General features: G+C 43.6%; 12 protein-coding genes and 1 riboswitch. Of the genes, 11 read left to right on the top strand and 1 reads right to left on the bottom strand.

Annotated elements, in window-relative coordinates:
* The first annotated feature begins 29 nt into the window (after window positions 1-29).
* The 4 genes from atpA to atpC are packed head-to-tail and all read left to right on the top strand — an operon-like array spanning window position 30 to window position 4,260.
* Window positions 30-1,532, top strand: a complete 1,503-nt coding sequence (gene atpA / locus ACTNBR_RS06820; protein WP_427806136.1) for a F0F1 ATP synthase subunit alpha — start codon at window positions 30-32, stop codon at window positions 1,530-1,532.
* 16 nt (window positions 1,533-1,548) lie between these two features.
* On the top strand, window positions 1,549-2,421 hold the full coding sequence (gene atpG, locus ACTNBR_RS06815) for an ATP synthase F1 subunit gamma (RefSeq protein ID WP_427806135.1): 873 nt from the start codon (window positions 1,549-1,551) through the stop codon (window positions 2,419-2,421).
* A 36-nt stretch (window positions 2,422-2,457) separates the two neighbouring features.
* Window positions 2,458-3,849 (top strand): F0F1 ATP synthase subunit beta, encoded by a 1,392-nt coding sequence (atpD, locus tag ACTNBR_RS06810; RefSeq protein ID WP_427806134.1) that lies wholly within the window; start codon window positions 2,458-2,460, stop codon window positions 3,847-3,849.
* Window positions 3,850-3,861: 12 nt separating this feature from the next.
* Window positions 3,862-4,260: an ATP synthase F1 subunit epsilon gene (gene atpC / locus ACTNBR_RS06805; protein ID WP_427806133.1), complete on the top strand. Its 399-nt coding sequence runs from the start codon at window positions 3,862-3,864 to the stop codon at window positions 4,258-4,260.
* 41 nt (window positions 4,261-4,301) lie between these two features.
* Here the strand turns inward: atpC and ACTNBR_RS06800 are convergent, their stop codons facing one another.
* A complete protein-coding gene (locus ACTNBR_RS06800; protein WP_441017484.1) occupies window positions 4,302-5,075 on the bottom strand; it encodes a DUF6062 family protein in 774 nt (257 codons plus the stop codon).
* Window positions 5,076-5,215: 140 nt separating this feature from the next.
* On the opposite strand from ACTNBR_RS06800, the gene ACTNBR_RS06795 reads away from it, so the two are divergent.
* From ACTNBR_RS06795 to ACTNBR_RS06765, 7 genes are all read left to right on the top strand, one after another.
* The gene (locus ACTNBR_RS06795) at window positions 5,216-7,408 is read left to right on the top strand and encodes a DNA topoisomerase III (RefSeq protein WP_441017487.1); all 2,193 of its coding nucleotides are present in this window, start codon (window positions 5,216-5,218) and stop codon (window positions 7,406-7,408) included.
* Between the two features lie 69 nt (window positions 7,409-7,477).
* A complete protein-coding gene (locus tag ACTNBR_RS06790) occupies window positions 7,478-7,903 on the top strand; it encodes a hypothetical protein (RefSeq protein ID WP_427806130.1) in 426 nt (141 codons plus the stop codon).
* A gap of 118 nt (window positions 7,904-8,021) precedes the next feature.
* Window positions 8,022-8,528 (top strand): shikimate kinase, encoded by a 507-nt coding sequence (locus tag ACTNBR_RS06785; protein WP_441017490.1) that lies wholly within the window; start codon window positions 8,022-8,024, stop codon window positions 8,526-8,528.
* Between the two features lie 254 nt (window positions 8,529-8,782).
* Window positions 8,783-10,075 carry a UDP-N-acetylglucosamine 1-carboxyvinyltransferase gene (locus ACTNBR_RS06780; RefSeq protein ID WP_441017493.1) on the top strand — a complete coding sequence of 431 codons (1,293 nt, stop codon included), beginning with the start codon at window positions 8,783-8,785 and terminating at the stop codon, window positions 10,073-10,075.
* 136 nt (window positions 10,076-10,211) lie between these two features.
* Window positions 10,212-10,314, top strand: a riboswitch (SAM riboswitch).
* 157 nt (window positions 10,315-10,471) lie between these two features.
* A complete protein-coding gene (gene metK / locus ACTNBR_RS06775) occupies window positions 10,472-11,659 on the top strand; it encodes a methionine adenosyltransferase (RefSeq protein WP_427806128.1) in 1,188 nt (395 codons plus the stop codon).
* A gap of 93 nt (window positions 11,660-11,752) precedes the next feature.
* Window positions 11,753-12,907 carry a sensor histidine kinase gene (locus ACTNBR_RS06770; RefSeq protein WP_427806127.1) on the top strand — a complete coding sequence of 385 codons (1,155 nt, stop codon included), beginning with the start codon at window positions 11,753-11,755 and terminating at the stop codon, window positions 12,905-12,907.
* A complete protein-coding gene (locus ACTNBR_RS06765; protein WP_427806126.1) occupies window positions 12,904-13,593 on the top strand; it encodes a response regulator transcription factor in 690 nt (229 codons plus the stop codon). Before ACTNBR_RS06770 ends, ACTNBR_RS06765 begins: the two co-directional genes overlap by 4 nt.

Genomic DNA, 13,593 nt, shown 5'->3' with positions numbered 1-13,593 from the left:
AATTTAGAGAAAGAAGGTGGATTCGCTCCATGAACTTAAGACCAGAAGAGATTAGTTCTGTGATTAAAGAACAGATTCAGAGATACGCGTCTGAGCTTAATGTTTCTGACGTGGGAACCGTTATTCAGGTAGCGGATGGTATTGCGCGTGTCCACGGCCTTGAAAATGCGATGCAGGGAGAACTTCTGGAGTTCCCTTCTGAAGTATATGGTATGGTGCTGAACCTGGAGGAAGACAACGTTGGTGCCGTTCTTCTGGGAGATCACAAGAACATTAATGAAGGGGATACCGTTAAGACGACCGGACGAGTTGTTGAGGTTCCGGTAGGCGACTGCATGCTGGGTCGTGTAGTAAATGCACTTGGACAGCCAATTGATGGCAAAGGACCGATTCAGGCGGAGAATTACCGTCAGATCGAACGAGTAGCACCGGGTGTTATTACCCGTAAATCAGTAGATACCCCTCTGCAGACCGGTATCAAAGCGATCGACTCCATGATTCCGATCGGACGTGGACAGCGTGAGCTTATCATCGGTGACAGACAGACCGGTAAGACTGCCATTGCGATTGATACGATTATCAATCAGAAAGGGCAGGGAGTAAAATGTATCTATGTAGCAATCGGACAGAAGGCTTCTACCGTTGCTAACATTGTAAAGACACTGGAGAGCTATGGCGCTATGGATTACACCACCGTAGTAGCTGCGACAGCAAGTGAACTGGCACCTCTGCAGTACATTGCACCATATTCAGGATGTGCAATGGGTGAAGAATGGATGGAGAAGGGCGAAGACGTTCTGATCGTTTATGATGACTTGTCCAAACATGCAACTGCATACCGTACACTTTCCTTGCTGCTTCGTCGTCCGCCAGGACGTGAGGCTTATCCTGGAGACGTTTTCTATCTGCATTCAAGACTTCTGGAAAGAGCTGCGCGTCTTTCTGATGAACTTGGCGGAGGTTCTCTTACTGCACTTCCGATCATCGAGACTCAGGCAGGTGACGTATCAGCTTACATTCCGACCAACGTAATTTCAATTACAGATGGTCAGATCTATCTGGAAACAGAAGCTTTCAATGCCGGTTTCCGTCCGGCTATCAACGCGGGTCTTTCTGTATCACGAGTTGGTGGTTCCGCACAGATCAAGGCTATGAAGAAGATTGCAGGTACGATCCGTACAGACCTTGCTCAGTATCGTGAGCTGGCATCTTTCGCCCAGTTCGGTTCTGATCTTGACGCTGATACGGCAGAACGTCTTGCACAGGGCGAGCGTGTTCGTGAAATTCTGAAGCAGCCACAGTATCAGCCGATGCCGGTTGAATACCAGATTATTATCATTTACGCTGCTGTTAAGAAGCTGATTCTTGATATCCCGGTTGAGGATGTTCTTCGTTTTGAAAAGGGATTATTTGAATATATTGACACAAAATATCCGGAAATTCCAGAATCTATCAGAACAAAGAAAGTTATGACTGAGGAAGTAGAAGAGACACTGAAGAAGGCAATCAGCGAATTTAAAAAAGAATTCTAGGAAGAGGTGACAGATCATGGCATCTATGAGAGATATCAAGCGGCGTCGGACCAGTATCCAGAGTACGCAGCAGATTACAAAAGCCATGAAGCTTGTTTCTACCGCTAAATTACAGAAAGCAAGAAGCCGTGCCGAGGATTCGAAAGCATATTTTAATTGTATGTACCAGACAATGACCTCATTGCTTGCCAAAGCAGGCAATCTCGATCATCCGTATGTAAAATCAAATGGTTGCGAGAAAAAAGCGATCGTTGTAGTTACTTCTAACCGAGGTCTTGCCGGAGGGTACAATTCAAATATCGTAAGACTGATTACCGGCAGTGATTTTAAGAAAGAGGACGTTCGCATTTATGCGGTCGGAGGAAAGGGACTGGAACTGCTGAAGCACAGAGGGTACGAAGTGGTTGCCGATTATTCGGAGATCATTGAAGAACCGGTTTATGATGATGCGAAAGTAGTTGCAACCCGACTTCTTGACGATTTTGCCAAGGGCGAGATCGGAGAGATTTACCTTGCCTATACTTTCTTTAAAAATACGGTCAGCCATATACCGACTCTGATGAAAGTGCTTCCGGTTGAAGCACAGGAGGCAGAGGAAGGGGAAGAGGAAGCAAATGCAGTGGACAAGATTACTCCGATGAATTTCGAACCGGAGGAAGAGGAAGCTGTCCGGCTTCTTGTTCCAAAGTATATCAGCAGCATTCTGTATGGCGCTTTTATAGAAGCGGTTGCAAGTGAAAATGGTGCCCGTATGCAGGCAATGGATTCTGCTACAAGCAATGCAGAAGAAATGATTAATGATTTGGAATTGAAATATAACAGAGCACGTCAGGGTGCTATTACTCAGGAACTTACGGAGATTATTGCCGGTGCGGAAGCAATCGGTTAGTAATCAAGCAAGGGCCTTGTAAGTAAGGAGGAAAAAATGGCAGATAAGAATATAGGGAAGATCACCCAGGTTGTCGGTGCCGTACTTGACCTCAAGTTTTCAGAAGGAAAATTACCGGAAATCAACGAAGCGGTTGAAATTACGAGAAAAGACGGAAGAATCCTTGTGGTAGAAGTTGCACAGCATCTGGGTGACGACACAGTAAGATGTATTGCCATGGATTCAACGGACGGTCTGGTTCGCGGTATGGATGCCGTTGCAACCGGAGGACCGATTTCCGTACCAGTTGGCGAAGCAACACTTGGCCGTATCTTCAACGTACTTGGTAAGCCAATCGACGAAAAGCCTGCACCGGAAGATGTAGAGTATATGCCGATTCACAGAAAAGCTCCAAGTTTTGAAGAACAGGCAACAGAGACCGAGATGCTGGAGACCGGTATCAAAGTCGTTGACCTTCTTTGCCCATATCAGAAGGGTGGAAAGATCGGTCTGTTTGGAGGTGCCGGAGTAGGAAAAACGGTACTTATCCAGGAACTTATTACAAATATTGCAACAGAACATGGTGGCTATTCTGTATTTACAGGTGTAGGTGAACGTACCCGTGAGGGAAATGACTTATATGGTGAAATGACAGAATCCGGAGTTATTAAGAAAACGGCCATGGTATTCGGACAGATGAACGAACCGCCTGGAGCGCGTATGAGAGTAGGTCTTACCGGACTGACTCTTGCTGAATACTTCCGTGATAAAGGTGGAAAGGACGTACTTCTTTTCATCGACAATATTTTCCGTTTCACACAGGCAGGTTCTGAGGTATCTGCGTTGCTTGGACGTATGCCTTCAGCCGTAGGTTACCAGCCGACACTGCAGACAGAGATGGGGGCTCTTCAGGAGCGTATTACTTCAACAAAGAGTGGTTCTATCACATCCGTACAGGCTGTATATGTACCGGCCGATGACTTGACTGACCCGGCTCCGGCTACAACATTTGCCCATCTGGATGCGACGACCGTACTTTCACGTGCTATCGTAGAACTTGGTATTTATCCGGCTGTAGACCCGCTGGAGTCTACATCCCGTATTCTCGACCCGCATATTGTTGGCGAGGAACACTATAAAGTTGCCCGTGGTGTACAGGAGATTCTTCAGAAATACAAAGAACTGCAGGATATTATCGCAATTCTTGGTATGGATGAGCTTTCAGAAGAAGATAAGCTGGTTGTATCTCGTGCTCGTAAGATTCAGAGATTCCTGTCCCAGCCGTTCCATGTAGCTACGCAGTTCACCGGCCTGGAGGGACGTTATGTTCCGATCAGCGAGACGATTCAGGGCTTCAAGGAAATTCTGGAAGGAAAGCATGATGATATTCCGGAAGGATATTTCCTGAATGCAGGTAATATTGATGACGTGCTTGCCCGTGTGAAATAGGAGGGACGTCCTATGGCAGAAAAGTTTAAACTGAGTATCATTTCTCCGGACAGAGTGTTCACAGAAGGCGAAGCTGAATTCCTGGAATTCACAAGCACAGAAGGAGAGCTCGGTATCTATGCTCAGCATATACCGCTTACGACCATTCTGGAACCGTGTGTGATGAAAATTCACAATGAAGGGGAAGTGAAGAAAGCAGCAATTCTTGGAGGATTTGTAGAAATCCTGAAAGATAAGATTACCGTACTTGCTGAAGATGCCCAGTGGCCGGATGATATTGATGTAGCCCGTGCAAAAGCGGCAAAGAAACGCGCGGAAGATCGGCTTACTGCAAAACAGGAAGGAACAGATATGCTTCGTGCAGAAGCGGCACTGAAACGTGCAATTGCACGAATCAATACGGTGGATTAATAAGAATAAAAGGGAGCTTTTGGCTCCCTTTTGTTTTACGATTATTTAGCCTGATACGGAGGATCTGCAGGATAACCGCTCCCGATTTTTTGCATGGCACGTTGTACGGAATCTCTGGAATTTTTCCAGTCAGCATCTTGAAAACGATAATCAAATTTCTTTTGGAACCAGTCGATATCGTCCTGTATACGTTCCAGATTCTTTTCCATCTGAGGGAAGAGAATCGAACGCAGTTCTTCCTGCTTTTTATCATTTAAGTAAAGCGAGGAAGCGTCCAGCAGTTCCGCAAAATGTGTAAGACAAAACCCTTTGCTGCTCTTTACAAGCTCCATGAATTCAGGTTCCCCCTTTTTAAAAAGTTCAAAAAAAGTTGCCAGATAGCGGTCATGAGTCTGATGCATATAGTCACAGATATAACAAGAATGATTCTGCTTTTGGATCCATATGCTGACGTTATTGCTTCCGCTGACTGCGGAAGTGTTTTTGCGGAAACGATCAGCCAGATTTGGTTTGGCGGAAGAGGAATAGTTCTTCATTTCCTTTTTTAGTTCACCGGTGAGCTTTTTCAAATGAGTTTCCAGAATTAAAGCACTGCCAAGCCTGTTCCCATAAGAAAACATTTTTTGATAGTGTTCACGACAAAAACCGGCTTGATCGGTTGCAGCGCGAATATCATCGCGCATATAGGATGCGCCTGACCCAAGAACAAAATCGAGGGCATGTTGTTCGAGGTCTCTTTCAATGAAACAAAACGGGCATTCATCATTTGCACGAAATGCATCCATTAAGGGAATAGTGTATAATTGTTCTTTCATATGTAAATTCCTTTCAGTAAAATGAGATAAAGAGTTTATATAATATTTATTTTACTTTATTGGATATCGTTATACAATCATGTTATTATAAGATGATAAAAATAAATTGAAAAGTTAGATAGATGGAACGGAGGAATAGGATGAAATCGTTGGTTATTGCCGAGAAACCGTCTGTAGCCCGTGATATTGCACGGGTATTAAAGTGCAGTAAAAAGCTGAATGGAGCAATTGAAGGAAATAGGTATATTATAACCTGGGGGTTGGGACACCTGGTAACGCTGGCAGATCCGGAAGATTATAATGTGAAATATAAAGAATGGAAGATGGAACATCTTCCTATGATGCCCAATCCCTTTAAATTAGAAGTAATCGGACAGACCGGAAAACAATTTTCAGCAGTCAAGAACCAGATTCACCGAAAAGATGTAGAGGAAATTATTATCGCTACAGATGCAGGGAGAGAGGGAGAACTGGTGGCCCGTCTGATCCTTGAAAAAGCGGGGAGTAAGAAACCGATTAAACGTCTGTGGATATCCTCTGTTACAGACAAAGCGATTTCTGACGGATTTGCGCATCTGAAAAATGGGCATGACTATGATTCGCTGTATGATGCGGCAATGTGCCGGGCAGAAGCTGACTGGCTGGTCGGAATTAATGCTACGCGTGCGTTAACCTGTAAATATAATGCACAGCTTTCCTGTGGTCGTGTTCAGACACCGACACTGGCTATGATTGCAAAAAGAGAAGCACAGATTAAGGAATTTAAGCCGGTTCCATTCTATGGAATGACGGCAAAAACGGGCGGACTGACATTAACATGGCAGGATCAAAAATCAAAAAGTTACCGGTCATTTGATAAAGAGCGAATGGAGAAACTGGTGTCGCAGCTTAGAGGGGAAGAAGCTGTAGTGACTGCGATTAAAAAGACACCGAAGAAAACACCGGCTCCGCTATTGTATGACCTTACAGAGCTTCAGCGAGATGCAAATAAAAAATATGGTTTTTCTGCCAAGGAAACACTGAATATTATGCAGCGATTATACGAAAATCATAAGGTGCTTACTTATCCGAGAACAGATTCACGCTATCTGAGCAGCGATATTATACCGACTCTGAAAGACAGGCTGGCAGCATGTCAGACAGGCCCTTATCGGAAAATGGCTCTCATGGCATCCAAACAGACTCTGCCGGGAAAACCTGCGTTTGTAAATGACGCAAAGGTATCGGATCATCATGCCATTATTCCGACTGAGCAATCGGCACAGTTAAGTCATATGACAAATGAGGAATGGAAAATATATGATCTGGTAGTAAGAAGGTTTATGGCAGTGTTCTTTCCTCCGTTTCAATATGAACAGACTCAGGTAACTGTAGAAATTGCAGGAGAGCATTTTGTTGCGTCCGGCAAAATAATAAAGAGTCAAGGATGGAAGGAAGTGTATGGAGATCTTCAGACGACGGAGGACGAAACGGAAAATGAAGAGGATCGAAGCTTAAAAGATCAGACTTTGCCGGAGATAGAAGAAGGAGATCGTTTGCCGGAACTGTATATTTCTATGACAGAAGGAAAGACAAAGCCGCCGGCTCCATTCAACGAGGCAACTCTGCTTTCCGCTATGGAGAATCCGATCGCTTTTATGGAATCCCACGACAAGAAAATGGCGCAGACTCTGGGAGAGACAGGCGGACTCGGAACGGTTGCCACAAGAGCAGATATCATTGAAAAATTATTCGGAAGTTTTCTTCTGGAAAAACGAGGGAAAGATATTTATCTCACATCCAAGGCAAAACAGCTTTTGGAATTGGTTCCGGAAGAACTGAAAAAGCCGGAACTTACAGCTGATTGGGAAATGAAACTGTCACGTATTGCAAAAGGACAGATGAAGAAACAGACATTTATGAAAGAGATTGAAGGATATACGCAAGAAATTCTGGATGAGATCAAATGTGGTGAGGGAACTTTCCGTCATGATAACTTGACAAATACAAAATGCCCCAGATGCGGAAAACGTATGCTGGCAGTAAAAGGCAAAAACAGTGAGATGCTGGTTTGTCAGGACAGAGAATGCGGATATCGCGAGACGGTTGCAAAGACGACAAATGCTCGCTGTCCTGTATGTCATAAGAAAATGCAGCTCCGCGGAAAAGGTGAAAGTCAGATTTTTGTATGTGTTTGCGGGCACAAAGAAAAACTGACAGCATTCCAGGAAAGGCGTAAAAAAGAAGGCGCCGGTGTCAGCAAAAAAGATGTGCAGAAATATCTGAAAAAGCAGAAGGAAGAACCGGTCAACAACGCATTTGCAGATGCATTTGCCAAATTGAATCTCAAATAGAAAGCAAAGCACCATCTGACACGATTCACATATAATAAAGTATATTCTGATGAAATGGAAGTGCCTGAGATGGACATAAAGATGCCTTATTATATGACATATCCGATGCCGTTTCTGTTTGATGATGAAAAGGAAGCAGATCGTGATTATGAATACCTGAGAAGCATGTATCCGGAACTTGCAAAGCAGATTATCCCTTATGTTGAGGAAGAATGCGATCGGTTGGATTATGAAGGAAGTATGATTTTTGATGAATATCCGGATAAACTTCAACTCCGTTTAATCTGTAGCAGAGTTTATGAAAAAGTAATGGAACAAGAGAAAATCAAGGAATTCTCTCTGGAGGATAATCAGATACAAGAGCAGGTGAGAAGACCGGTCCGGAGTCGCAGAAAACCAGACCGGATCAGGGATATCATAGAATTATTGACATTTCATGAGCTGATGCGAAGAAGAAACAGGCATAGAGAGCAGCAAAGAAGGCGCTACTGGTAAATAAGATGCCATTCCAAACTATTATAGAAAAAGATTGATAAAATACAGAGGTATGTGCTATAATAGCTGAGCGGCAAAATCAGGAGGCTATGTGATTAGAAAAAATGCGGAGGTACATATGAAAAATATTGTTTTTATCGGAATGCCCGCAGTAGGCAAAAGTACAGTAGGAGTCGTTGTGGCGAAGCGGCTTGGTTATGAATTCATAGACACTGATTTGCTGATACAGAAACAGGAACAAAGGCTGTTGAGGGAGATTATTGAACAGGAAGGAATTGATAATTTCCTGAAGATTGAAAATCAGGTAAACAGAGATATCGAGGTGGAACATGCAGTCATTTCTCCCGGAGGGAGTGTTGTCTATTGTGAAGAAGCTATGCGCCACTTTAAAGAAAATGGAATTATTGTTTACCTGCAGGTGTCGTTTGACACTATTAATTCCCGCTTGAAGAATGCAAAAAAACGCGGTGTAACGCTCAGGAACGGCCAGACGCTCAAAGATCTATATGATGAAAGGATCAGCCTTTTTGAAAAGTATGCTGACATTACCGTTTCTGAAGAAGGATTAGAGCTGGAAGAAACCATAGAAAAGGTACTTGATGAGCTGCAGAGCATGGAAAAATAGTAGAAAAAGTTTCGAAAATGTTACGAAGTGGTTACATCCAGTTCATATATCAATAGAAAAAAATTTTACAAAATTATATTAGTGTGCTATACTATTCAAGAAAGAGATGAAAAGTACAAAAGTATCCCCATACATTTCTTCACAGTTGTGGCAAATTTATAATAGTATGAGGGTTTTTGTTTTTGAGATAATAATAGATAAGTGACATAGATAACAACATTTAAGAGGGAAGAAAACGTCTGTAGAGGTGTAATATGGAACAGTATATAATTAAGGGTGGCAATCCATTGGTTGGCGAGGTTGAAATTGGTGGAGCAAAGAATGCAGCACTCGCTATTTTAGCTGCGGCAATAATGACGGATGAGACTGTAATGATCGATAATCTTCCGGATGTAAATGATATCAATGTATTATTGGAAGCCATTGAAGGGATTGGAGCCAGAGTTCAGAGAATCGACCGGCATACAGTTAAGATCAATGGGAGCCATATTACCGATTTTGACATCGAGTACGACTATATTAAGAAGATCAGAGCTTCTTACTATTTGCTCGGAGCTCTGCTTGGAAAATATAAAAGAGCGGAGGTTGCTCTTCCGGGTGGATGTAATATCGGAAGTCGTCCGATCGACCAGCATTTAAAAGGATTCAGAGCACTCGGAGCATATGTGGACATTGAACACGGAAAGATCATTGCCGAGGCTGATCATCTGAGAGGAAAACACATCTATTTTGACGTGGTCAGTGTCGGAGCTACGATCAATGTAATGATGGCTGCATCCATGGCAGATGGCCTTACAATTATGGAAAATGTGGCAAAGGAGCCGCATGTTGTTGATGTTGCCAATTTCCTGAACAGCATGGGTGCGAATATTCGCGGGGCAGGAACGGATGTTATTAAGATCCGTGGCGTGTCTAAGCTTCATTCTACAACGTATTCCATCATTCCGGATCAGATTGAGGCGGGAACATTTATGTTCGCGGCAGCAGCGACCCGCGGGGATGTAACTGTGTTAAATGTCATTCCAAAACATCTGGAAGCTACGATCGCAAAGTTGGTTGAGATCGGCTGTGAAGTAGAAGAGTTTGATGACGCGGTTCGCGTGGTTTCGAAAGGAGCTCTGCGCAATACGCAGGTTAAGACACTTCCTTATCCGGGATTCCCGACAGATATGCAGCCGCAGATCGGTGTTACACTTGCTCTTTGCAAAGGGACAAGTACGATTACAGAAAGTATTTTTGAAAACCGTTTTAAATATCTGGATGAGCTGGCAAGAATGGGCGCGAATGTCAAGATTGAAGGCAATTCCGCGACGATTGAAGGCGTGAATGGATTTTCAGGAGCCAGAGTCAGCGCACCTGACCTCAGAGCCGGAGCCGCACTGGTAATAGCCGGACTTGCGGCAGATGGAATTACGATTGTGGATGATATTGTTTATATCCAGAGAGGGTATGAACGGTTTGAAGAAAAACTTAGAAGTCTCGGAGCACAGATTGAGAAGGTAAGTACAGAGCGGGAAATTCAGAAATTCAAACTGAAAGTATGTTAATTGTACTGAGAATATTGAAAAAAGCATACAGATATTAAAAAATGTAGGGAGCACAGCAGTAAAAATGTTGTGTTCCCTATTGACGTATATAACAACAAGTGATATGATGTGTAGCGGAACAGAATAAAGAAGCTTTCTCTTATTCAGAGTGGTGGAGGTACAAAGGATCTGTGAAGCCACGGCAACCCCATTTTAACAATGGAAGGTGCCAACCTGAGCGAGTAATCGAACAATAAGAGGATTGATGATGAAATATCGGGTCAGTCCTTTTGGGACTGATTTTTTTTGACACATCGGATTCGAATAGATGATCCGGTATGTCAAATCCTTAAAAAGGAATACGATTTTGTGTACAATCATATAAGAGAGAGTGGCAGAAAAAGAAAGGAAAAGAAGATGGAAAGAGTATTATTTACTTCAGAATCAGTAACCGAAGGACATCCGGATAAGATGTGCGACCAGATCTCAGATGCAATTCTGGACGCACTTATGGAGCAGGATCCGATGAGCCGTGTGGCATGCGAGACCTGCACGACGACAGGACTTGTTATGGTCATGGGGGAGATCACAACAAATGCATACGTGGATATTCAGAAAATCGTGCGCGATACAGTAAGAGAAATCGGATATACCAGAGGAAAATATGGATTCGATGCAGATACCTGCGGAGTCATTACTGCAATTGATGAGCAATCTGCGGATATTGCTCTTGGGGTTGACAAGGCCTTAGAAGCAAAAGAGAATAAAATGTCAGATGAAGAACTGGAAGCAATCGGTGCAGGAGATCAGGGAATGATGTTCGGGTATGCGTCCGATGAAACAGAGGAATATATGCCATATCCTATCGCTTTGGCACATAAGCTTGCACTCCGTCTGACGGAAGTAAGAAAGAATGGAACGCTTCCGTATCTTCGACCGGATGGTAAGACACAGGTTACCGTGGAATATGACGAGAACGGAGTACCGGCACGTCTTGACGCAGTGGTATTATCTACACAGCATGACCCGGAGGTGAGTCAGGAACAGATTCATGAAGATGTGAAGAAATACATTTTCGACGAAATCCTTCCGGCAGAAATGGTTGATGAGAATACCAAGTTTTTCATCAATCCGACTGGACGTTTTGTAATCGGAGGTCCTCATGGGGACAGCGGACTGACCGGACGTAAGATTATTGTGGACACTTACGGCGGAATGGCACGCCATGGCGGCGGAGCATTTTCCGGAAAAGACTGCACGAAGGTAGACCGTTCAGCAGCATATGCGGCAAGATATGTTGCAAAGAATATTGTGGCAGCAGGACTTGCAAAAAAATGTGAGATTCAGCTCTCCTATGCAATCGGTGTTGCTCAGCCAACTTCGGTTATGGTCGATACCTTTGGAACAGGAAAGATTTCTGATAATAAACTTGTGGAGATCATCCGTGAGAACTTTGATCTTCGCCCGGCAGGCATTATCAAAATGTTGGATCTCAGACGTCCGATCTACAAGCAGACAGCTGCATATGGACATTTCGGACGCAATGACCTGGATCTTCCGTGGGAAAAACTGGACAAGGCAGAAGAATTGAAGAAGTATTTATAGAATTTTTAGAAAAATTTATGGGCGCTTTGATGTGAAGCGCCCGTTTTTGTGCTATTCTATATTCAGTAATGTGCAGAAAGGACAGATTTGAATATGAAGTTACGCACGAGACTTGTGATTTCATTTGTAACGATTATTACACTTCCGACTATACTGACAGCACTTCTTACATGGGGAATCGCACAGTATCAGATCGGTGTGATCGTGAAGAATTATGGGAGCAGTGGAACAGAGTATAAGAGCTTTTCGAATTCGCTTGAGTTTCTGGGGCAGATGCCGGAGGTCAGGAGTTTTATCCTGCATACCTTGTTCTCAGTTATAATGATTCTTGTACTTACAGCAGTGATTCTGATTTTCTGGGTTTATGGAGGAATCATCAGTCCGATCAATAAACTGCAGGAAGCTGCGAAGAATATCAAAGAGGGAAATCTTGATTTTGAACTGAAACCGGAGAAAGATGATGAGCTGGGGCAGCTTATGCAGGCATTCGAGGAGATGAGGATACGCCTTAAGGATAATGCGGAAGAGAAGCTGCGGTATGACAAAGAGAGTAAGGAACTGATCAGTAATATTTCACATGATCTGAAGACGCCGATTACAGCGATCAAGGGGTATGTAGAAGGGATCAGAGATGGAGTAGCGGATACACCGGAGAAGATGGACAAATATCTCGGAACCATATATAATAAAGCCAATGAGATGAATCTTCTTATCAATGAGCTGACGCTCTACGCGAAGATTGATACGAATCGAATTCCGTATAATTTTGCGCCGCTGTCGGTAAATGCTTATTTTGATGACTGCGCGGAAGATCTTGCGATGGAACTGGATTCCAAGAATGTGGAGTTCGGGTATTTTAACTATGTGGAGGGTGATCAGAAGATCATTGCTGATCCGGAGCAGCTTAAGAGGGTTATCAATAATATTATCAGTAACTCGCTTAAGTATATGGAGCGTGAACATGGACTGATCAATCTCCGGGTGAAGGATGTTGGAGACTTTATTCAGGTGGAGCTGGAGGATAACGGGAAGGGCATTGCAGCAAAAGATCTGCCGAATATATTTGACCGCTTTTACCGGACGGATGCATCCCGGAATTCATCCAAGGGTGGAAGTGGAATCGGTCTTTCGATCGTTAAGAAGATTATTGAAGATCATGGAGGAAAGATCTGGGCAACCAGCCGTGAAGGAACGGGCACAGTCATGTACTTTGTGATCAGAAAATACCAGGAGGTACCAAACGTATGAGCAGAATACTGATTATTGAGGATGAAGAAGCAATTGCAGATCTTGAGAAGGATTATCTGGAATTGAGCGGGTTCGAAGTGGAAGTTGCGAATGACGGAGTGACCGGTCTCGACAAAGCATTGAATGAAGATTATAATTTGCTGATTCTGGATCTGATGCTGCCGGGAGTAGACGGATTCGAAATTTGCAGAAAAGTCAGGGATGAAAAGAATACACCTATCATTATGGTTTCCGCTAAAAAGGATGATATTGACAAGATACGAGGGCTTGGTCTCGGAGCAGATGATTACATGACGAAGCCATTCAGCCCGAGTGAACTTGTTGCGAGGGTGAAAGCGCATCTTGCACGGTATGAAAGGCTGATCGGCAGTGCGGTTGAAGAAAACAAAGTGATTGAGATTCGAGGTCTCAAGATTGATACGACAGCGCGAAGAGTATGGATCAATGGCGAAGAAAAACCGTTTACTACAAAAGAATTTGACTTGCTGACATTTCTGGCAAGTCATCCGAATCATGTTTATACAAAGGATGAACTGTTTAGTGAGATCTGGGATATGGAATCCATTGGAGATATTGCAACGGTGACAGTTCATATCAAGAAAATCAGAGAGAAGATTGAATACGATACTTCCAATCCTCAGTATATAGAGACCATCTGGGGAGTAGGATACAGGTTTAAGATGTAA

The organism is Bariatricus sp. HCP28S3_F11, assembly GCF_052065395.1.
In the GTDB taxonomy this organism is placed as follows: domain Bacteria; phylum Bacillota; class Clostridia; order Lachnospirales; family Lachnospiraceae; genus Allocoprococcus.
Note: the sequence above shows the minus strand (reverse complement) of the source record. Positions and strands in the feature narration are given on the sequence as shown.